An 18,242-nucleotide genomic window follows, 5' to 3' on the forward strand; every position below is an offset into this window, starting at 1 on the left:
CAGAAAGCCCCCACCCGTAAGGGCGGGGGCTTGACTACGCAGGTCAGGCCGGGAAGTCGTAGACCAGCAGGTACTTCGAGGCGTCCAAAACCATACGGTTGACCTCTACGACACGACCCGTCACCTCATAGGCAGTGCGGCAGATCTCGACAACCGGCGTAGCTGCAGCGAGCCCCAGGTCCTCCGACTCTGCCGCCGAAGGCATGCGGCAGCGCAGTTCCTCCCGGAAGCGCACGGGGCCATGACCGGCCTCCCGGAGCCTCGCGTAAGTGCCACCAGGCCCAGAATCGACTTGGGTGATCCTGGTTCCACGAGCAAGGTCTTCGGGAATGTACGAGGTCGATCGAATCACGGGAACACCGTCAACCAAGTACTTGCGGTTGCGGCGCCAGACAAGATCACCCTCTTCGAGGTCAAGAGTGCGGGCTACGTCCGCGGACACCGGAGCCTGCTCGATCTGTACATCCACCGGCTCCAGGCGCCGGTTCTCCACATCGACATCCCAAATCGATTTACCTTCACCCCACTGCTCACCGGAGAGTCGACGCAGCGCGTTGCGAACGATGGGGCGCCACCTGCGGATATAGACACCAGAACCAACCCGAGACTCAGTAACACCTTCATCACGAAGCACTCCGAGCGCCTGCCGAACGGTGCCAGGCGCGACGCCGTACTCCTCCGCAAGGCTTCGCTCAGGGGGCAGCTTGTCGCCGTCAGCGAACTCCCCCGCATCGATGCGGCCTCGCAGTTCGTCGGCGATCTGCCGGTACTTCAGTGGCTCGCCGGGCTTGCGCGGCACGTGACCTCCTCGGGATGGATTCCTCCAGAGCAACGCTACCCGCTACACCTCACGGCAGGTCAGGGGCCTCTTTGTGGAAATCGGCGCAGACTCCTAGCTTCGATTGCTCTAGAGCGCTACGGTCGCTGTAGTCGCCGCGCTGCTGTGCGTTAAGTCGCGGCCGAACGAAGGGATCCCCATGCCCGAACCCCCTGAGCGCACCGCGCTCTATCGTCTCTACGACGTCGACGACCGACTGCTGTACGTCGGGATCAGCGGTGCGCCGAAGATGCGCATGAAGGCTCACGCAGCCGACAAGCCCTGGTGGCCCGAGGTCGCGACACGCGACTTCGAATGGTTCGACACCAGGGAGCAGGCCGCCGAAGCCGAGGTCGAAGCCATCAGGCAGCAGCAGCCGCTCCACAATCACACCCACAACATCTCAGCAGTGCTCGCCCTCCTGCCCGCCGTCCGTGACGAGCCGCTGCGGCCGCAACCTGCGGCGGTATCAAAGGACAGTCGCAACGTGGCCCAGCGCATGGCTGCTGAGATCCGACCGCTGATCATGGCTGGCGATATGCCCGTCGGCTCCCGGATTCCGTCCACGCAACACCTGATCACCCAGTTTCGGACCTCAAACGTCACCATTCAACGCGGTCTCCGCATCCTGAAGGATGAAGGGTTCGCCGTTGGCCGCTCCGGATCAGCCGTCTACGTAACTTCACCTGCCCCTCAGCACCTTGACGACGAGACCCAGCACGTCGAAACCGAGATCTCCAGCGCCGAGGTCACTCCTCCGCGCCGCGTGGCTCGCGCCCTGGCAGTCGGAGAAGGCGAACCCGTCCAGCGGCAGGAGACGCTCGTCCAGGTAGACGGCCGACCGATACGCACCGTCTCCACATATCGGCGCCTGCAAGACGCCCTCGGAGTTCCGGCGGAACTGCTGGATCAAGTCTCCGTCCGGCCGCCGACAACCGCTGAGGTGCTCGCCCTTCAACTCCCCGAGGAGGTCCCTGTAATGAACGTCTTCCGGCAGGTACTCGACGACGACGGGCAAGTGCTTGAGGTCCAGAGCCTCATCGAGCCCGGAAACCTGTGCATCCGGCAGTACCGCACGCCGATCGATCCGCAGTAGCCCTGACGTCTTCCGGCCGCTTCCGCTGTTGGCCGCCGGTGTCCCGCGCACTCCGTGGGGCGCGCGTCAGATCCTACTGCTTCGGGCAAGTCGGACTCACCGCAGTTCAGGGGCCTGACGTCCGCCGTCTGGTTCTCGCGATGGCGCGCCGACCGGGTCGTAGCGTCTGGCTGGTGGCCGAGTTCCGGACATCCTGCCCGGTCCGCTGCTGACGTTGCGCGTCTGGTCTATTCGAGTTTCGCCGAGCCCTTTCGGGTTTCGTCGGGTCTTCTCGGTTGGGGTGGGTGCCGGTTTTCATCGGCCAGCTTTTGGGTGGTCGTAGTGTCGTTCGGGAGGGCATGGGTTCCGGCCATCTTCGGGCCAGATTTTCTGGGGTCTGCAGGTCGGCCACCGGGGTGCCCAGCATCAGTAAGTGTGGGGAGGTGGGGGCGTTTTGGATCTCGTGTATGCACGCTCTCACCTGTGCAGTTTGGCGACGCTCTGGCTACACCTTGAGCACACGGTGGCGTCTTCTGGATCTCGCGCTGGCCCGGTGTCTCGTTCCCGCCGTCCAGGTAGGTTCCTGGGAACGCGGTGCGCGGACTTCCGTCGGCCGCTGCATCTGGACAGTCGTGCTTGTCCAGTCCTGTCGTCTGGTGGCGGGGGCGGCGGGGAGGGAGGCTCGGGTGCGGGGTTCGGCGGGGCGGTCCGGTTTTCAGTGGGGTGGATCTATTCGCTGGCCCAGGGCGCCTGGGGCTACCAGATCGGGAGTTCTTCGCTTGACAGCGTGTGGAGCGTTGGCCTGCGGGTTCGCCTGCCGCGGGGTGCTGTTTGTCGACTTTTCGCCGCTTGTTTGAGTGGAGTTGATTTGAGGTCCGCGCTAGCTTTCGGTGGCCGCGTTCATGGGTTTCACGGTTTGTGGTGCGCGTTGCTCTCGCGGCGGCGGCAGGCGGTAGGAAAGCTGACGGCCGGAGCGGTCATCACCCGCTCCGGCCGTCGATAACCAGCGAGCTGCGAACTCGCTGATCAAGAGACTCGACCCTTGCATGAGAGGAGCTCTACCCATGACTGTAGCGCCTGAGCTTGGCGCCGCTCCCCCGGTGCCGCCTCCGTCGGCCGCTCCGTCGGTTCCGCCGGGCTACCGTCTGGTTCCGGCGTTGATTGGCCGTCCTGGTGCGGCGTCGCATGTGTGGCTGCCGTGTCCTGACTGGTGTGTGGTGGATCATGCGTCGGTTCGTGAGGTCGACGTCGCAGATGTAGATCATTACGGCGTCCCGGTGGCGTGGTCCGTCGGTTCGTTCCTGCTGCCGGGTGTGAAGGTCCTCGAGGTCGACGTGCGGGTGCACGCGGATCCGCACAGTGACGACTCGCGTTTGCGGTCGCCGCATGTGGTGGTGAGCTCGGACGATCCGCTCGATGCGTTTCTCACGCCGGCCGTGGCGGATGTGGCGGCGGACGGTCTGATCGCGTTGGGCCTGGCAGTGCGGGAGCAGGCTCGGCTGGCGCGTCGGGCCGGCGGGGCTGTCGCCGGCGTCTGATTGTGGGCACGGGAGCGCCCCCGCAGCTGACTGGCTGCGGGGGTGCTGTCGCGTCAGGGCGTCTGTTCGGCTGTGTCGTGTGGTCGGCGTGGGGGCGGGGGTCAGAGCCTGCGCCACGCCTTGGTGATCCATCGAACGTTGAGGGGGTCGTATCCCGGGTCTGCGTCGAGTTTCCGCAGGTGGGTGTATTGGCCGCGGGTGGTGGTCCAGAGGTCGCCGCAGCGGATGCGTTGCCATTCGTCGGCGATAGGCCACTTGCCGAGTTGGGTGAGCATGCCGTTGCGCCAGCCGGGCCAGGTCCACCTGCTGACCCAGCCGCTGGCGCGGAGCTGGAGTTCGTCTTCGCAGAGGCGGAGGTAGAGGCGGGCCACGCGCCGGTCCCCGTCGCTGGTCTTGCGGTTCCGTTGGCCGACGAGGGCGGCCGAGGGTAGCCGATCGAGGATCTCCCAGTAGTGCTGGAGGTATACGTCCTCGACTTCTTTGATGCGGGCTCGCATGGCACTCGCAAGGCCGAAGATCAAACCGAGGGCGGCGATTCCGAGGGCGATGATGCCCATGGTGACTTCTGCTCGCATGGCGGCGCTCCTGCCACCCCTCTTCAGGGTCTCTCCGGGTAGCGGAGATCGCGAGTGGAGCCCGGGTGTCAGGCTTCGAAGTACGCCACAGTGATGATGGTGCGGCGGACGGTCATGGTGTAGATGATGCGGACACTGGTGCCGGGTGCCCGGTATTCCCACATGATGCCGCCGTGTTCTGTTTTGGGGCGCAGGGTGCCGATGAGGGGGTTTGCGGCGATCGCGGAGAGTGCGCGGTCGACGGCGATCTCTTCGGCGGGGGTGAAGTCGGCGGCCTGTTCGACGGCGACGGGCCCGAAGATGATGCGGGCGCCGGAGCGGCTGTGCTTGGGCGGCATGGTTGCCGAGCCTAGCTAGGCGGCGCTGGGGCTGACGTCGATTCCGTTCTTTGCGTAGAGGTCGACGCGGAGTTCTTCCCAGTCGCGGGTGGGGGTGCGGCCGTCGCGGATGTTTTCCCAGTGGGCGGCGAGTTCTTCGTTGCCGGTTTCGCGGGCGGCGGTGATGGTTTCTTCGAGGTCGGCGAGTTCGTCTGCCGTCCATGCGGGTGCGGTCATCACGGCCTCCGGCGCGGGGACTGTCCTCTGGCCGACGATATCACCGTGATATCGCCGTGGGGTTCAGGTCGCCCGTAACTGTCCGGCTTCCCGGCGGGTTGGTCTCTGCGTGGATGATGCGATCACCGGCCCGGCCCCGGACGACGGCCTGCTCCTGCCCCTGGTCACGCTGTCGGAGGCGCAGGACATCGTCGAAGCCCTCGCCTTGGTCGCAGCGGGCAGGCCGGTGGATCGCCGCTGGGCGGGGGATCTTGCGTCAGTGCTGGCCGCCCGGGTGCCGTCACGGGACTAGCGGCTGTCAAGGGCGTGTGCAGTATCTGCACGCAGGTGGCAGGGGTAGCGGCACAGCTGGCCGGTGTACTTGTTGTTGATCCGGCAGCGGGCGTGCATGCGGTCGGACCATTGCCGCAGTTCATCGGCGTGGCCCGGATGGACGGTGATCGCTTCGGTCAGGCGGTCGGCGGCTTCGCAGGCGGTCGACACGTACAGCGGAACATCGATCAACGCGAGCAGGTGGTCGGGGAGTTGCTCGCGGGTGTCGCCGGGCGGGGGTGGCGTCGAGCCGGTCATGATCCCTCCTCGGGGCCGAGGATGAGCTGAAGTTGCTGATCGTCCGGGAGTTCATGGAGGAAGCGCGCACCGCTGTAGCGGCTGATCTTATCCGCTAGTGCCTCGTCTTCCGTTGCCCCGTCAAGCCACGTCCAGGTTGCGGTGCACCACGGCTCTCCCCTGCGTTCGAAGTGGTGAAGACTGCCGTGGCTGAAGCACCAGGCGTAGCTCATCGTTCTCCGTCCTTTTCGCTGTTCCACCAGCGGCGATCCTCGGCGGCGGCTTCGGCGACGGTGGGGCCGTCGTATGGCGGAGCCTTGGTCGCTTCGGTCGCTGCCGGGGCGGGCTGGTCGCATTGGCGCATGTGGCGTGCTGCGTCGAGGAGCTGGGCTATCACGCTCAGCCGTGTGGCCGGGGTGGCCCGGTTCCACCGCCAGATCCACTCGCCGGGTGTGGGGAACGAGTTCTCGCGCGCGGGCTTCTCCTCGCCCTCTCCGAGGCGGGCGAGTTCAGTGGTGGCTACGCGGAGACGGGCGGTGAGGGTGGCCACGTCGGGGCTTCCGTGGAGGAGGTCGTCGGCGGCGCAGGGGTTGGGGCAGTCGCTGCGGGAGCAGGTGACGTGTCCGCCGGTGCCGAGGAACAGGCTGGCGCCGCGGCAGGCGGGGCAGCGGCCCTGGACACGCGGGTGGACGGGCGACGGACCGTTGCTGCCTGCTGCCGTGCGCTGCCCGGACGGATTGACGACGAGCGTGAGGGGCGGGGCGTCCGGGTCGACGAAGACGAAGAAGCCGCCCGAGGGCGCCTGTGGCGCCTCCGGGGCGTCCGGTGGCCGCGCGGCGCCGTGACGGGGCTGCGGGACGCTCTCAGGCCCGTCTGGGGCCGTCTGCGGGGGCGTTGAGTGGTCGGTCATGCGGCGGTCTCCTGGGTGGGGTACTCGATGTCGTCGGGGTTGATGAGGCCGCGCCTGAGTGCGATGACGACGGCATGGGTGCGGGAGCGGGCGCCGAGGTGGATGGCTGCCGCTCTGAGGCGCAGGTGGATTCCCTGCTCGGTGGCACCGAGGCGGAGCGCGATCTGGCGGCTGGTGTAGCCGGATGCGGCGAGGCGGAGCGCCGCCGCCTGTCCGGGGCTCAGCGGAGCGTGCGGGTTGCGGGGCATCAGAGACACTCCCCCGCCACGATCACGGTCTGGGCGGTGAGGACGTCGCCGTCGGTGGCCCGCCCTTGCCGGGTGGCGTCCAGGTCGAGGTCGACGAGCGGGCCTTCGATGCCGCTGGTGTCGCAGGGTTCTATCGCGGGGTCCTGGGCCGCCCAGTACGTGGTCACGGCTGGCTCCTGGGGTTCTTCGGTTTGGGTTTGAGTAGTCCGTCGGCGATGGCCATGTGGCGGAGGGCGCGTTCGATGACGACGGCGATCACCTGGCCCGGGTAGCAGTGGGCGATGATCTGCTCGGCTGCGGGGGTGAGGTAGCGGCGGGCGTTCGGGCGGCCCGGCCTGGCGGGGACGGCGGTGACGCGGCCGCCCCGGTCGACCACCAGGCGGCGCGGCTGCTCGGGCGGTTCGGTCATTGGGGGCTCCTGCGGGTTTCGCGGCCGGTCTTGATGCGTCCGCTGGGGTCGAGGTGGCCGTCGGCGGCGGCGAGGAGCCGCACGGCGCGGGCGATCACGTCGCGCTTGGCCTGGCCGCGGTAGCAGCGGGCGAGGATCTCGGCAGTCTGCGCGTCGAGATACACCGGGGTGGGGCGCTCGGTCACGACGGTCCGCCGTTCGCAGTCAGGGCCCTGGCCTTTCGCAGCGCGGCAATCAGGTCCAGCACCGGCTCCACGGTCGGGCACTCCACGCCGTCGGCGCAGCAGGGGAGGTTCTCGGCACAGTGATCTGCGGTGCGGTCCAGCAGGTCGGCCAGGGCGAGCCCTACTGCCGGGTTCATTACTGCGATGTAGATGCCGACCTGCTGATCGACGTAAGCAAAGGCGTCTGTTCCCTTGGCATGGGCGCCCAAAAGCTGCCCCCATCGGGTGGTCCAGAGCCGGGCGCGGGTGCGCCACTGAGACCCGGGGAACCGGCTGTTGGGGAAGTCGCAGCGGGCAAACCAGTGGCCGTCGCCCCGGGGGTTGGCGGCGTCAGCGAGGCCCCGGAGTGTTCGGGCTTCGGCGCGGAGTTCGCCAGCGGTTGTGGTCATGTCTACTACTCCTTGCGGTTCAGGGTGGGGCGGCGGCCGGAACCACCGCCCCGGGTGGGCTACTTCGTGGCGTCGTCGGCCGTAGCGTCGGTGAGATGGTGTACCGGCACTGTGATGAGCCGGCCGTCTTCGCAGAGGACGCTCACAGCACCGTCGGGAAGGCGGCTGCTCAGCTGCGCGAACACCTTTTCGCCCGGGTCTTTGGGGTTCGTGCGGTAGATCAGGAGCGTGTCTGGGGCAGGTCGGGCCGGGACGGGCTGGCCGCTGATCTCGGCGGCTTCCCATGCGTCGACTGCGGCTTGCGCTGCCGCATGCTCGGGCCACAGCTGCGCCGGTTCGAACCTCACTCGGTAGCCCTTGGCGAGGCACCCAACGACACGGGGCAGCAGGAGCGGCTCGGCCCACCGGGGCAGCGCCTGAAGGGGCTCGGGGTCGCGGAGTAGCGCGCCGGACGCTTTCCGGGCAGCCCACATCCAATGCTGCGCGGGGTGCTCCCACACGAGGGTGATGCCGTGCCGGTGGACGTGCCGGTCGACGGCGGGGTGGTCGGCGTCCCATTCGAGGATGGCGCTGAGCATGCAGGCGACGCCTGAGTGCTCGTCGTCGCGGTAGCGGTCCAGACTGTCGTCTTCGATCCACATGTCGGATGGCGGGATCTCCTGCTGGGTGCAGGCTTTGACGACGGCGTCGATGTACTCGCTGTGGGGCGGTGGCGTGGTCACGGTTCCTCCTGGTCAGGTGTGGGTGATGTGGAGTCGGCGTCGTCCGCCGCCGAGCTGCTGGTCGGGAATCACGCAATAACCGGCGGCCTGCAGTTCGAGCCGGTACTTTTCGAGGCCGTCGGTCTCGCCAGGCCCGTCGTGGAAGACGTTGACCTGCCGACGGCCGTCCTGGGCGGTGCGCCAGCCGGGGATCCAGTCGTCGCCGACCCATTCGGAGTGCGGGTACGGGGCGAGGACGGCGTCGATGTCGCGGGCCCGGATCAGGCGGGGCATCAGGCGTTCACCGCCTGCGCCCGTGCGGCGATCTTCGCGAGCTTCTGGTCGAGGACGTCTTCGGGGGTGCCGGTGATCGAGGCGAGGGCGACGGCGGCGGTGACGATCACGTCGCAGAGTTCGTCCTGCACGTCAGTGATCGTGTGCGTGATCCCCTTGCGGGGGTTCTGGCCTTGCACGCCGATCCACGCCTGCGCGACTTCGCCGGTCTCTTCGGTGAGCTTGAGGACGCGCAGGCCGATCTCCTCCTGGCTGCGTCCGTTCTCGCTGTCGAGCCAGGCGACAAGCCGCTTGATCGTCGTCCACTGGTCGGGAGTGAGCATCAGGTTCCTCCGGGATGGTCTAGTTGGTGGGGGTTTCGGTGATGTATTCGATGACGATCTGGTCGTCGCGGGTGTGGAAGCGCAGGGCGTCGTCGTGGAGCGCCTGGTCCTGGGGGATGTCGTGGTGCTGGCGGTATGCGCGTTCGGCGGCGGCCCAGGTTTTGCCGATCTCGGCTGCTGCCGCACCCCAGGGTTCGGCGGCGGAGATGAGCCAGCGGTGCACGGTGCGGGTGATCGTCTCGGTGGTGAAGTCAGCCACGAGCGTGGGCCTTTCGGGATGCAGGATGGGGTCGAGGCGCTGTGCGCCCGTCTGAGGCTCTCGTGACGCGCCGGGCGAGGAATGCCGCCCGGAAGCACCCACGGACCCAGGAAGGGCGCCTGGAGCCGTTCCTGGGGGCACCCCATGCCCACGAGGTGAGCTTCGAGACGAGAGCGGTAGCGGCGGCGATGAGGAGCGCGACCGCGGCAGCGCCGAGGACCACCCAGACCACGAGGGCGCGGAGCAGGAGGAACGCCGTGCTCAAGGCCTCGCCGATCACGACGGCCCCTTCGGGGTCTGAAACGTCCACCAGCCGTCGTAGCCGGCGGGCAGGGCCGGGTAGTGGTTGAGCATCTGCCGGAGGATGGCGAGGTGCTGCTCCTGCACCTCGGGTTCCTGAGCACCCCAGTACCGGACGCCATCCCAACGCCCTTGGCAGTCGCCGCCGTACCGGCCATCGAGGTCGGCGGCGAGGATGTTGTGCGGGTCGTCGAGGTTGATGGGCTTGGGGAGGTAGTGGCTCCACAGCTTGAGCGTGCCGATGCATGCCCGGGTGACACCGTTCTGGCGCCGGAACCAGAGAGCGTCAGCGGTGCCACTGAAGGCGTAGCGGTCGCCTCGCGGATGCTGGGTTCCGGTGACGGTAGGCAGGTCGACGGCGAACGGCTTGCGGGAGATCAGGAACTTGTCCTCGCGGATCATCGGCTGTCTCCTGCCTGCTGCGCCTCGTAGTTGCACGGGTCTCCGCAGGCTTCGTCGGGGCCGCAGGTGCACGCTGGCTGCGCCTCGTCGGCCATGCGGCGGAGGCGGTGGGCGAGTCCGGCGGCAACGTCGAGGGAGCGGACGATCGCGTTTGGGTGGAAGTCGATGCCCTCGATCACGTCGGCGGCTTCGCGCAGCACGGCAGCCCGCTCGGCGCGGAGTCGCGTGGTCTCCTTCTCCGCGCGCTGGCGGCGGGCCATCTCCTGGCCGAGGTGGAAGTCCGCGTTCTCGCGGATCTTCTCGGAACGATCAGCCCGCTGCTTCAGCTCGGTGATCCGAGCGCGGAGGCCGGCCTGCTCGGCATCCGCCACCGCGATCACAGCGTCGGTGATCGCCTCGTAGAACGGGCGGTTTCCGTAGGCGGTATCGCCCGCCTGCCGGATCGCCGTCGCGTACCGGTCGCGGCGCTCGGCGTCGGCGAGCACGGGCGGCACGGCAGCGGGCTGCTGCTCAGCGTTGAACGTGAGGACCGAGACGAGCAGCTCGCGTACTGCGGGCGTCTCCTCGTCGGCGGTCAGCTCGGCGGCATGGCCGCGCAGCGAGTACGCGGCGGCGACCTCCCACGCCCCGGCGCCGGGGGCGACGGCGTGCCAGCGTGCGGCGAGTACGTCGGCGTGGTGGGCGAGGAGCGCGGCGAGCTGGCCGCGGGTGAGCGTGACGCTGTCAGCGGGCGCGGACGGCGCGGCGACGGGCGGCTGCTCCTGCTCCGGGATGTACCGGTACCAGTCCAAGCTGTTCATCTCCGCGCTGTCGACGAACCGTCCGCGCATGCTCGGCTCGGGTACGAACCAGGGCCCGTTGCCAGGGTCGTAGAACGCGAAGTAGCGGCGGTCGTGGGAAAGGCGGAACTCCCAGCCTTCGGGGACAGGCGGTCGGCTCATGGTCAACTCCTAGTGAGGTGTGCTGAGATCGGTGGTGCGGCCCGCCCCGGTAGCCACGGACGCTGTTGGTTAATTCGGGCCGTGTTGCTTCGCCCCGTCGAGTTGCTCGGCGGGGCGAAGTGCTGCGAAGTGGCTGGTGCGGGTGCGGGCTCTGGGTGTTCCGGTGAGGTTGGCGTCGATGCGGGCGAGGTTGATCGCGGCGCCGGTGAGCTGGTGCTGGAGGCTGGTCTTGGACAGGCCTCGGTAGCGGGATCTGCGCAGGCCGCATCGCAGGACGCCCTGGGCGATGGTGCCTTCGACTCCGGCACGGATCTTGTATCGCTCTTTCCACTCGTCGGTCTGCTGGAGAGCCCGGGCCCGGTGGAGGACCTCGTACTCTGCCCACGGCCGCAACGTCAGATCACGGCGGGGGAGCTTGCGTGCAGCAACGTTCGAATGGGTGCACTCGGGCCGCAACGGGCAAGGGGTGCAGTCACCGGGAGAGAACTGAACGCGGATGACCGGTGCGCCCTGTTGTGAGCGGGCCTGCCGCCACACGGTGCTGGTGTGCCCGGCGGGGCAGGTCACATGCTGGTTGTCCCAGTCGATGACGAAGGCCTCCTGCCCGAAGACCGCTTCGCCTTGGGACTGGGCGTTGGTGACGGCCTTGAGCGGCCCGTGGAGTTCGACGCCGTGATCGCGTCGTGCCGCAGTCAGCGCGGGCCCGTTGGCGTATCCGGCGTCCACCCAGTGTTCTGTGGGCAGCAGGCCGTGTGCGGCAAGGCCGTTGTGGACGACGACGGCCATCCGGTCGTCGGATACCGCTCCGGTGGTGGTGACCACGTTCGTGATCAGGTGCACGGCGTCCGGCTCGCAGGTCTCGGTCAAGTGGACCTTGTAGCCGTCCCAGCGGGTCTCGTTCTTCCGGCCGCAGCGTGCCTCGATGTCATAAGGGCTGACCAGACGCAGGGCGCTGGGCGGTCGGTCTTTTGGGCCTCGGCGGGCCACCTCGCCCTCCACCAGGTGGAAGTGCTGGACCCAGACCTGCCGCAGGGCCTCCACCTCCGGCAGTACGCGTAGCCGGTCGGCCCCGTCCGCACAGGCCACGGCCTTCAGCAGGCGCATCCCGTCCGCCCCGATCCGCAGACCGACCTCGGTTCTCTCGGAGCGGGCCTGAGGGAATCGCGATTCTTCGGCACGGGTGGCGTAGTGGCGAAACCAGTCCGGCTCAGCCACCTCCACCAGCCACTCGGGGGCGACCTCGGCCAGCGCGTTCAGTGCGGACCGCAGGGTCTCCGCGACGTGTTCCAGCCAGTTCAGCTCACGGGCCGCACCATGCACATGCGTGGAGTCGGTCCTGGCCCGGCCGCCGGGCTTGAGCAACCCGCGCTTTCGGGCCGCGTCCAAGATCCCGTTCAGGACCTGCCGTCCGGCCTCGGCGGCGATCAGACGGTCCCTGAACTCCGAGAGCACCGAGTAGTCGAACCCCGGGTCACTGAGTTCAAGCCCGAGTGCGTACTTCACGTCGATCCTCGCCCGCACCGCCTCCGCGGCCTGCCGGTCAGTCAGTCCCTCCACGAACTGCCACACCAGCACAAACGCAAGCCGGCCAGGCGACCAAGCAGGCTTGCCCCGCGTGGGAAACAGCCCCACGAACTCCTCGTCGCAAAACAGCACACCCAGCTCGTCCCGAACCCGGATTGCCAGGCTTCCCTTCGGGAAAGCCGCCCGGGCCACCCGCACCGTCTCTGCGGGAACCTCCTGCGGCTCCCTCACCCGCAACGACACCGCCGACCTCCGCACGCACGACGTCGGCCCCCGAGAGCAAGTCTCGGGGGCCGACAAGGTCACACGCAGTCAATTCGCCAACAGCGTCCGGTAGCCACGGGGCGGGCCGTCCTGTCAGACATGGCGGAACGTGATCTCCGCGAGCTCGGCGCGCGCGTCGGCGATCGTGGTGCGGCCGTTCGCGAGGTCGTAGATCAGGCCGACGGCGTGGTACTCGCCGCTGTCGGTGGCGTCGCGGAGGCGGCTGGCGATCTCGGAGATCAGCTCGAACACGTTGCTGTCGGCGTCGCCGTCGTCCTGGGGGTCGGGCTCGTCAAGGGACGCGTCGGCGTCGGCGAGGGCCTGCTCGAACCCCTCGACGAGGTTGGTGCGCATCTCCTCCGGCATGACCGGGGAGAACGCGAAGTGGACCCGGGCCAGGGCCTGCTCGCCCGCGTCGAGGGTGATCTCGGAGGCGGATGGCATGAGGCCATCGGCGCCGAGGTTGATCGCCCACTCGGACACGTCAGCCGCGCCCTGGATGTACGCGTGGATCGCGGCGGCCGGGGCGCCCAGGTCCGGGGTGTCGACGGCCTCGGTCCACGTGGGCCCGCGGCCGTCGGGGGTCTGGGTGCTCTCGATGCGGGCGTCGAGCATGGCCGCGTAGGCGCCTTCAGGGCTCGACCCGGGTGCGTGGGCGGAGAGCTGGCGGGCGGCTTCGGCGCGGAGGTCGGCGTCGGTGTACGGGCGGTCAGGCACGGTGTGCTCCTTCGTGGTGTCGGGACGGCGGCCGGGCTACTCACTCGCTGGTCTGGGCGCACGCACTACCGCGCAGCGCCTCGATCTCCTCGCGGGACAGACGGCGAACACGGACGCGGCTGGAGTCCTCGCTCTCGACCGCGGTGACCACCCAGAGGCCGGGGGCCACCGGGCCGATCTGCTTCTCGATCTCGATCCGGTCGCCGACGGCCAGCTCCTGGAGCAGCACGTCGCCGCCCTCCAGCTCGATGTCGCTGGCGCTGAGGACGACGTCGGCCCGGACGGGCCACCACGTCTCGTGCGCGTCCTGCCGGCACAGCGCGCACAGCCCGCCGTGCCGAGTCCGCTCCGAGCACACGCGGCAGGTGGTCACCGGCCGGGCCGGAGGCTCCCCGCCGCGCATGACGGCCACGCAGTCCGGGCACAGCCCCTCGGGCAGCTCGCCGTCCGGGCTGGTCTCGGAGAGGGGTCCGTCGGGGACGACGGCCAGGGCCATGCAGCCGGTCAGGGCGAGCGCACCGGGCTGAGGGGCAGGGAAGAAGAGCGGCGCCGGGAAGAGGTGCCGGTACTGCGGGTCGGCGTCGGCGTGGGGGCTGCGGGGGTTGGGGTCGAGCTTGGTCATGTGCTGCTCCTGGTGGGCGGGTTGGGGTGGTGGGTGGTTGGGGTGTGGGGTGGGCTGTATCCGGATGCGCGCGGTCAGGCGGCTTGCTTCCATCCGTCGGCGGCCCACCGCCATACCGTGCGGGGGTGTACGCCGACGATGCGGGCGATCTCTGTGCCGGGCAGCTGGCCGTGGAGGCCGCGGGCGACCAGTACGCGCTCGAGGCGGGTCAGGCTGTCGGTCGGGCGGCGTTCGCGCACGATCACGTCGATGTCGTAGGTGTCGGCCTCCCGCCAGCAGGGGCGGGCCTCATGCCAGCCGGTCCTTCCGGTGCTCATGCGGCGGTCTCCTGGGCTTCCTGCTGGCGGCGGTCGTGGACGGTGGCCAGGGCACGGCCGTCGTCGTGGCAGGGCACGGTCGGCGTGACCTGGCATTCGGGGCAGCAGGCGATGGTCTGCGCCCACGCGGAGATCCGCTGCGGGTGCGGCTCGGTCAGGAGCCGGTTCGCGGTGCGCAAGCGGCACGGCTTGTGCGCGGCCACCCCGCAGTGCGGGCACGGCACCGACCGGGCCGGATGCTGCTTCGCGCGCATCCAGTGACGGAGCTGCTCGGGCATCGGGGCACCGGAGTGGAGAGTCATCGAGCCGCCTCCGCTTCGTTCGCGGTCTCCAGCAGGACGTCGGCGTGGCACGCGAGTTCCGGAGCGCACCAGCACATGAGGTCCCGGCCGACCAGTTCGGCGCGGGCTTCGCCGACGAGCCGGGCGCGGGCCTTCAGGTGGGACCGGTACGCGTCGACAGCGAACCGATGCGCCTCGGACTTGTCGGCGAACGTGCCGACCGTTCCGCCGCTGTCGTGGCTGACTGCCCAGCCGCCGTCAGCTTTCAGGACTCGGTTCGGGTTGCCCCAGCGGCTGCCACGGCCGACGTACTTGGCGCCGTTCGAGCTCCAGTCCCTGGTGCGCTTCCGCTGGATGCGCTCTGGGGTGGTCTTGATGCGCGCCGGGAGGAACGTGGCCTGCTTCCCGGCCGCGATGTCGAGCCACAGGAACTCGCCCATCGTCCGGTCGCTGTTGACGCGGAAGAGCGCGTCAGCGCACTCGGGGCGGCCCATCTCGGTGAGGACGGGCGTGATGTGCGGGCGGGCGTGTTCGACGACTGTCCGGCTGAGTTCGGTGATGTCGCGGGTCTTCACGGTCAGCGACGGCGCGGGGCGACTGCCGCCGAGTGCTCCGAATTCGATCTCGTAGATGGCCATCAGTTCTCCTCGGTGTCGGTGCTGGGGCAGTTGCCGCAGTCGCAGGGCTGATCAGGTCGGTGGGTCTGGTTGCTGTAGTGGCGGGCCGCCGCGCGCCACACTGGGGCCGGGATCTGCCAGTCCCGCGGCGGGCCCGGCGGGCTGCTGCCGGTCGGCCAGGCGCCAGGTCGGTGACCGGGCGGCGACGGCGGGGCGGGCGGTGGCGCCGGGGACTCGCGGCGGGCGCGGCCGATGTCGATCTGCGCCCGCAGCAGCGCCCGCAACTCCGCACGCCCCTCACCACGCACGGCACGTATGTCGGCTGGCTGGATGCCGTCGTCGTCAGGAATCCGGGCATCGCTCACGAGACGGCCTCCTCGTCGACGGAGTGCTCGTCCTCCGCCTCGCGGGCCAGGTGGCGAGCGGACGCTGCACGCCGACGTTCCATCTCCGCCTGCTCGGCCGCCGGATTGGAGGCCTCGCCGGTGCGGGCCGGGTGCGGGGCGCGCTCCTTGCCGCCCGGGGTCCGGCACGGCCGGCCGATCGCCGCACCGCAGTTGGGGCACTCGATGCCGAGGGGGCCGGGCCGGCGTACCGGCTTCTGCTCGTCGGGGATTTCTTTGCCGACGCCAGCGAGGAGTTGGGCTACCGGCCGCTTCTTCAACTCGAGGCCGTCCGCGGCGCGGGTGCGCTGGCCGCGGAGCGCCGACAGGTAGGCCTGTACGTCGTCGGGGTCGGCGTCGGGGATCTCGGCGGACAGGCCGGGGCCCTGGTAGCCGTCGGCGCGGTCGTCCCGCTGCTTGCGGATCTCCGCGATGATCTCGGCGGGGCTGATGAACGGCTGCTTGCGGGCGACAGTCGCCGCAGCGGCTCGGGCGTCTGCGAGACGGAAGTCTGCGAGGACGTCGTGCCATGCGTCGGGGGTGAACTCGTCGAACTTCTGCTGCGGGCAGAGGGCTTTGACGTAGCGGGCGAGCATCACCGTTTCGTTCGGGTTCATGAGGACTCCTGGTCCATGCGGGCGTTGGCGCGCGCCATGGCGCGGTCGAAGAGGTCGTCGCTGCCCTGCTGCTGACGGGCCGAGAAGGGGATCACGTCGGCGCCGGTGGCGAGTTGACGGATCTTGGAGAAGGCGAACTGGAGGGTGTTCGCGGTCACGGGCTTGCTGGTTTCACCGAGCTGCTCGAGCGCGGACCACAGCTCGTCGGGGTTGGTCTCGTTGGCGAGCGCGTCGGCGATCGTGGTGCGCACCTGGCGGCGCCGGTAGCTGTTGCCGCGGGCGTAGCACTCGAGGAAGCGGTCGGTCATGCGGTCCGGTAGGGGCCTCTCGCCCGTCTGCTCGACGGTGGGGCGGCCGGACGTCTGCCGGGGGGTAGGGGGGGTTCCCTTCCCTTCCCTGTTCCCTTCCTTTCCTTTCCCTTCCGTCAGTGAATGGTTCATGGAAGAAAACTCACCGTCGGTATCCGTCGGAGCATCCAAGTTCGACGGAGTGTGAGATTCCTTCACGGGGTCATTCAGTGAACGGTTCAGTGAATCGTTCAGTGAATCCTCAATGCCTGCCAGTCCGGCGGGCGGAATGAAGCCCTCCTCGTCATCGGCTACACCCCGGCTCCGCCTGCAGACGCGGTGCACGGCACGGACGTTGGACGGATGGTCGGTGCCTCCCGCGGCCACCGGACGAATGTGGTCGACCCACAGGTTGTGATCATCGTTGGCGACCAAGCGCCGCGGGATCTCGCCGCCGCACAGTTGGCACACCCAGCCGTCACGGCGGGCATACATCTCCCGCACCTGCCACGCCCCGGTCGACGGCGGCACCAGCTTGCTCTTCTGCGGCCGGTTGATCCGCTGGTGCTTGCGGAAGTTGACGACCACCGCCATCTGCTGCCGGGCAACCCCGCCGACATAGGGGAAGACCAGTCCCGTATCCGTCAGGCACCGCATGAGCTGATCGACTTCCTTGGGGCCAAGGTCGTCGTCGTACATGAACGCCTGCGCCTTGATGTAGGCCGGCGTCCAGCGCAGGATCCCCTCGTCATCCGCCATGTTGAACGTGGCGATGAACAGCAGCCGGGCATCCCGCGGGATCGTGCCGAGGAGCTCGTCTTCCCACAGCTCCGGTTTCACCGTGCGGATGCGCGGCATCAGTTGCCACCGCCCGAGCTGCGGGTCTCCGGCAGAAAGGCGACGAGCTCGGCGCTCATAGCCAGCCCGGCGGCGTGGGCGGCTTGCGCTATGACGTCGCCCTGGAAGCCAGCGGTGAGGGCCTGCCTCAGTTGGCGGCGGAAGGTGTGATCAGCCCAGTCGGCGGGGGGAGCCGGATCGCGCTTCTCCCAGCCAGCCCACCATGCCGGATAGGCGCCCCTCGCCCGCTCGAACTCCTCGTCGGTGGGCACGGCGCGGTGCGCGCGCTCTTCCTCCGTCAGGTACTCAAGCGGCAGGTAGTCGGTCGGATCAATCCCAAGGTCCGATCCAGCCTGGAAGACGATCTCGGTCAGATCGAGCTGTGCCGACAGGCCGCGGTTCAGCATCGCGAACAGGCGACGGGCGAAGTAGCGCACATCGCCGTCGACAGGCGCGGGACTCCCTGTGCGTTCCCACGCCCAACGCCACGTCGCGTACAAGTGTGCTGCGACCAGTTCACGCTGCTTGCTCGCCGCCTGCTTGTCGGCGACGGCCTGCCGGAATGCTTCCTGGTCCACGTCAGTGATGGGTTGTGCGTTGGGCATGCTGCTGGTTTTGCCTGCGTTGCAGTCGGTGCAGGAGGTGACGAGGTTGTCGGGCTTGTCGCTGCCGCCGAGCGCCTGCGGGATGACGTGGTCGACGTTGAGTTTCACGCCGGGCGCCGTCGCGCCGCAGTACCTGCAGGCGTGGTTATCCCGACGCAGTACCTCGTACCTGAGGCGCTTGGAGACGGCCATGGGTGTTCTTCTTCCTGGCGTTGTGGATGGGGGCTGGGGCGGGGAAGCGGGCGGCGCTCGGGGGCCCGCGGGCGGGGCGGGTGGCGGTCATGCGGCGGGCTTCTTCTTGGTGGTGCCGGTGCGGCGTAGTCGGTTGTCTGCGTCTGTGTTCGCCTTGCGGCATGGCTTGCACGCTTCCTCGCCGTTCTTGCGGTGGCGGAGGTAGCCGTTGCGGGTGCCGCAGTAGCCGCGTTCGGGCTGGTCGGTGAGGTGTGCTGGGAGGACGCATTCCTTGACGCCGCAGTTGGTCAGCACGGGGCCTTCTGGGCGGCGTCCTCGGTCTGCGACGAAGGCTGCTTGCCGCGGCGAGTAGCGGCTGCCGCCGAGGTACGTTTGTTCGCTGCCAGTCCATGCCAGATGGCCACCGAAGAGGCGGATGGTGTTGTCTTCGACGATGGTGTGCAGGGTGCGTTCGCGGTGTGGTGCGCGGGT

Annotated in this window: 31 protein-coding genes; 3 read left to right on the plus strand and 28 right to left on the minus strand. The window is 68.9% G+C overall.

What is annotated here, in order from left to right; genetic code table 11:
• Positions 1 to 43 precede the first annotated feature (43 nt).
• The gene (locus CP982_RS07545) at positions 44 to 799 is read right to left on the minus strand and encodes a GntR family transcriptional regulator (RefSeq protein ID WP_150509797.1); all 756 of its coding nucleotides are present in this window, start codon (positions 797 to 799) and stop codon (positions 44 to 46) included.
• A 178-nt stretch (positions 800 to 977) separates the two neighbouring features.
• On the opposite strand from CP982_RS07545, the gene CP982_RS07550 reads away from it, so the two are divergent.
• Complete coding sequence (locus CP982_RS07550; RefSeq protein WP_150509798.1) at positions 978 to 1,913, plus strand: GntR family transcriptional regulator; 936 nt, start codon at positions 978 to 980, stop codon at positions 1,911 to 1,913.
• A gap of 1,043 nt (positions 1,914 to 2,956) precedes the next feature.
• Positions 2,957 to 3,430, plus strand: a complete 474-nt coding sequence (locus CP982_RS07555) for a DUF6907 domain-containing protein (protein ID WP_150509799.1) — start codon at positions 2,957 to 2,959, stop codon at positions 3,428 to 3,430.
• A gap of 101 nt (positions 3,431 to 3,531) precedes the next feature.
• Here CP982_RS07555 and CP982_RS07560 read toward each other — a convergent pair whose 3' ends face one another.
• The 3 genes from CP982_RS07560 to CP982_RS07570 form a co-directional block, all read right to left on the minus strand.
• Positions 3,532 to 4,005 (minus strand): hypothetical protein, encoded by a 474-nt coding sequence (locus CP982_RS07560; RefSeq protein ID WP_150509800.1) that lies wholly within the window; start codon positions 4,003 to 4,005, stop codon positions 3,532 to 3,534.
• A gap of 68 nt (positions 4,006 to 4,073) precedes the next feature.
• Complete coding sequence (locus CP982_RS07565) at positions 4,074 to 4,343, minus strand: hypothetical protein (protein WP_150509801.1); 270 nt, start codon at positions 4,341 to 4,343, stop codon at positions 4,074 to 4,076.
• A gap of 15 nt (positions 4,344 to 4,358) precedes the next feature.
• On the minus strand, positions 4,359 to 4,559 hold the full coding sequence (locus tag CP982_RS07570; RefSeq protein WP_150509802.1) for a hypothetical protein: 201 nt from the start codon (positions 4,557 to 4,559) through the stop codon (positions 4,359 to 4,361).
• Positions 4,560 to 4,668: 109 nt separating this feature from the next.
• Between CP982_RS07570 and CP982_RS07575 the strand changes: the two genes are divergently transcribed.
• A complete protein-coding gene (locus CP982_RS07575) occupies positions 4,669 to 4,851 on the plus strand; it encodes a hypothetical protein (RefSeq protein WP_150509803.1) in 183 nt (60 codons plus the stop codon).
• Here CP982_RS07575 and CP982_RS07580 read toward each other — a convergent pair.
• From CP982_RS07580 to CP982_RS07690, 24 genes are all read right to left on the minus strand, one after another.
• The gene (locus tag CP982_RS07580; RefSeq protein ID WP_150509804.1) at positions 4,848 to 5,129 is read right to left on the minus strand and encodes a hypothetical protein; all 282 of its coding nucleotides are present in this window, start codon (positions 5,127 to 5,129) and stop codon (positions 4,848 to 4,850) included. The two genes, CP982_RS07575 and CP982_RS07580, sit on opposite strands and share 4 nt — an antisense overlap.
• A complete protein-coding gene (locus tag CP982_RS07585) occupies positions 5,126 to 5,341 on the minus strand; it encodes a hypothetical protein (protein WP_150509805.1) in 216 nt (71 codons plus the stop codon). Before CP982_RS07585 ends, CP982_RS07580 begins: the two co-directional genes overlap by 4 nt.
• On the minus strand, positions 5,338 to 6,018 hold the full coding sequence (locus CP982_RS07590) for a DUF6085 family protein (protein WP_150509806.1): 681 nt from the start codon (positions 6,016 to 6,018) through the stop codon (positions 5,338 to 5,340). Before CP982_RS07590 ends, CP982_RS07585 begins: the two co-directional genes overlap by 4 nt.
• A complete protein-coding gene (locus CP982_RS07595; protein ID WP_150509807.1) occupies positions 6,015 to 6,266 on the minus strand; it encodes a LuxR C-terminal-related transcriptional regulator in 252 nt (83 codons plus the stop codon). The genes CP982_RS07590 and CP982_RS07595 overlap by 4 nt, the downstream gene beginning before the upstream one ends.
• Positions 6,266 to 6,433 (minus strand): hypothetical protein, encoded by a 168-nt coding sequence (locus CP982_RS41605; protein ID WP_170316388.1) that lies wholly within the window; start codon positions 6,431 to 6,433, stop codon positions 6,266 to 6,268. Before CP982_RS41605 ends, CP982_RS07595 begins: the two co-directional genes overlap by 1 nt.
• A complete protein-coding gene (locus tag CP982_RS07600; RefSeq protein ID WP_150509808.1) occupies positions 6,430 to 6,675 on the minus strand; it encodes a hypothetical protein in 246 nt (81 codons plus the stop codon). Before CP982_RS07600 ends, CP982_RS41605 begins: the two co-directional genes overlap by 4 nt.
• Positions 6,672 to 6,860 (minus strand): hypothetical protein, encoded by a 189-nt coding sequence (locus CP982_RS07605; RefSeq protein WP_150509809.1) that lies wholly within the window; start codon positions 6,858 to 6,860, stop codon positions 6,672 to 6,674. Before CP982_RS07605 ends, CP982_RS07600 begins: the two co-directional genes overlap by 4 nt.
• The gene (locus CP982_RS07610; RefSeq protein WP_150509810.1) at positions 6,857 to 7,288 is read right to left on the minus strand and encodes a hypothetical protein; all 432 of its coding nucleotides are present in this window, start codon (positions 7,286 to 7,288) and stop codon (positions 6,857 to 6,859) included. The genes CP982_RS07605 and CP982_RS07610 overlap by 4 nt, the downstream gene beginning before the upstream one ends.
• 59 nt (positions 7,289 to 7,347) lie before the next feature.
• On the minus strand, positions 7,348 to 8,010 hold the full coding sequence (locus CP982_RS07615; RefSeq protein WP_150509811.1) for a hypothetical protein: 663 nt from the start codon (positions 8,008 to 8,010) through the stop codon (positions 7,348 to 7,350).
• Between the two features lie 12 nt (positions 8,011 to 8,022).
• Positions 8,023 to 8,283: a hypothetical protein gene (locus CP982_RS07620; protein WP_150509812.1), complete on the minus strand. Its 261-nt coding sequence runs from the start codon at positions 8,281 to 8,283 to the stop codon at positions 8,023 to 8,025.
• Positions 8,283 to 8,606, minus strand: a complete 324-nt coding sequence (locus CP982_RS07625) for a MazG-like family protein (protein WP_150509813.1) — start codon at positions 8,604 to 8,606, stop codon at positions 8,283 to 8,285. The genes CP982_RS07620 and CP982_RS07625 overlap by 1 nt, the downstream gene beginning before the upstream one ends.
• Before the next feature lie 19 nt (positions 8,607 to 8,625).
• Positions 8,626 to 8,865, minus strand: coding sequence for a hypothetical protein (locus tag CP982_RS07630; protein ID WP_150509814.1), 240 nt, complete (start codon positions 8,863 to 8,865; stop codon positions 8,626 to 8,628).
• Between the two features lie 276 nt (positions 8,866 to 9,141).
• Complete coding sequence (locus CP982_RS07635; RefSeq protein ID WP_150509815.1) at positions 9,142 to 9,567, minus strand: hypothetical protein; 426 nt, start codon at positions 9,565 to 9,567, stop codon at positions 9,142 to 9,144.
• Positions 9,564 to 10,508, minus strand: coding sequence for a hypothetical protein (locus CP982_RS07640; RefSeq protein ID WP_150509816.1), 945 nt, complete (start codon positions 10,506 to 10,508; stop codon positions 9,564 to 9,566). Before CP982_RS07640 ends, CP982_RS07635 begins: the two co-directional genes overlap by 4 nt.
• Before the next feature lie 69 nt (positions 10,509 to 10,577).
• Positions 10,578 to 12,275 (minus strand): IS1182 family transposase, encoded by a 1,698-nt coding sequence (locus CP982_RS07645; protein ID WP_150509817.1) that lies wholly within the window; start codon positions 12,273 to 12,275, stop codon positions 10,578 to 10,580.
• 114 nt (positions 12,276 to 12,389) lie between these two features.
• Entirely contained in the window at positions 12,390 to 13,013 is a 624-nt protein-coding gene (locus CP982_RS07650) for a hypothetical protein (protein WP_150509818.1), read from the minus strand.
• Between the two features lie 40 nt (positions 13,014 to 13,053).
• Positions 13,054 to 13,635, minus strand: coding sequence for a hypothetical protein (locus CP982_RS07655; RefSeq protein WP_150509819.1), 582 nt, complete (start codon positions 13,633 to 13,635; stop codon positions 13,054 to 13,056).
• Positions 13,636 to 13,709: 74 nt separating this feature from the next.
• Positions 13,710 to 13,952, minus strand: a complete 243-nt coding sequence (locus CP982_RS07660; RefSeq protein ID WP_150509820.1) for a helix-turn-helix domain-containing protein — start codon at positions 13,950 to 13,952, stop codon at positions 13,710 to 13,712.
• The gene (locus CP982_RS07665) at positions 13,949 to 14,254 is read right to left on the minus strand and encodes a zinc finger domain-containing protein (RefSeq protein WP_150509821.1); all 306 of its coding nucleotides are present in this window, start codon (positions 14,252 to 14,254) and stop codon (positions 13,949 to 13,951) included. The genes CP982_RS07660 and CP982_RS07665 overlap by 4 nt, the downstream gene beginning before the upstream one ends.
• Positions 14,251 to 14,871: a DUF4326 domain-containing protein gene (locus CP982_RS07670; protein WP_229879490.1), complete on the minus strand. Its 621-nt coding sequence runs from the start codon at positions 14,869 to 14,871 to the stop codon at positions 14,251 to 14,253. The genes CP982_RS07665 and CP982_RS07670 overlap by 4 nt, the downstream gene beginning before the upstream one ends.
• Positions 14,871 to 15,215 carry a hypothetical protein gene (locus CP982_RS07675; protein ID WP_150509822.1) on the minus strand — a complete coding sequence of 115 codons (345 nt, stop codon included), beginning with the start codon at positions 15,213 to 15,215 and terminating at the stop codon, positions 14,871 to 14,873. Before CP982_RS07675 ends, CP982_RS07670 begins: the two co-directional genes overlap by 1 nt.
• The gene (locus tag CP982_RS07680; RefSeq protein ID WP_150509823.1) at positions 15,212 to 15,850 is read right to left on the minus strand and encodes a zinc finger domain-containing protein; all 639 of its coding nucleotides are present in this window, start codon (positions 15,848 to 15,850) and stop codon (positions 15,212 to 15,214) included. The genes CP982_RS07675 and CP982_RS07680 overlap by 4 nt, the downstream gene beginning before the upstream one ends.
• Entirely contained in the window at positions 15,847 to 16,995 is a 1,149-nt protein-coding gene (locus CP982_RS07685; RefSeq protein WP_150509824.1) for an HNH endonuclease, read from the minus strand. The genes CP982_RS07680 and CP982_RS07685 overlap by 4 nt, the downstream gene beginning before the upstream one ends.
• Positions 16,995 to 17,771, minus strand: a complete 777-nt coding sequence (locus CP982_RS07690; RefSeq protein ID WP_150509825.1) for an HNH endonuclease — start codon at positions 17,769 to 17,771, stop codon at positions 16,995 to 16,997. Before CP982_RS07690 ends, CP982_RS07685 begins: the two co-directional genes overlap by 1 nt.
• Positions 17,772 to 18,242 lie beyond the last annotated feature (471 nt).

This window comes from Streptomyces spectabilis (genome assembly GCF_008704795.1).
GTDB classification, from domain to species: Bacteria; Actinomycetota; Actinomycetes; order Streptomycetales; family Streptomycetaceae; genus Streptomyces; species Streptomyces spectabilis.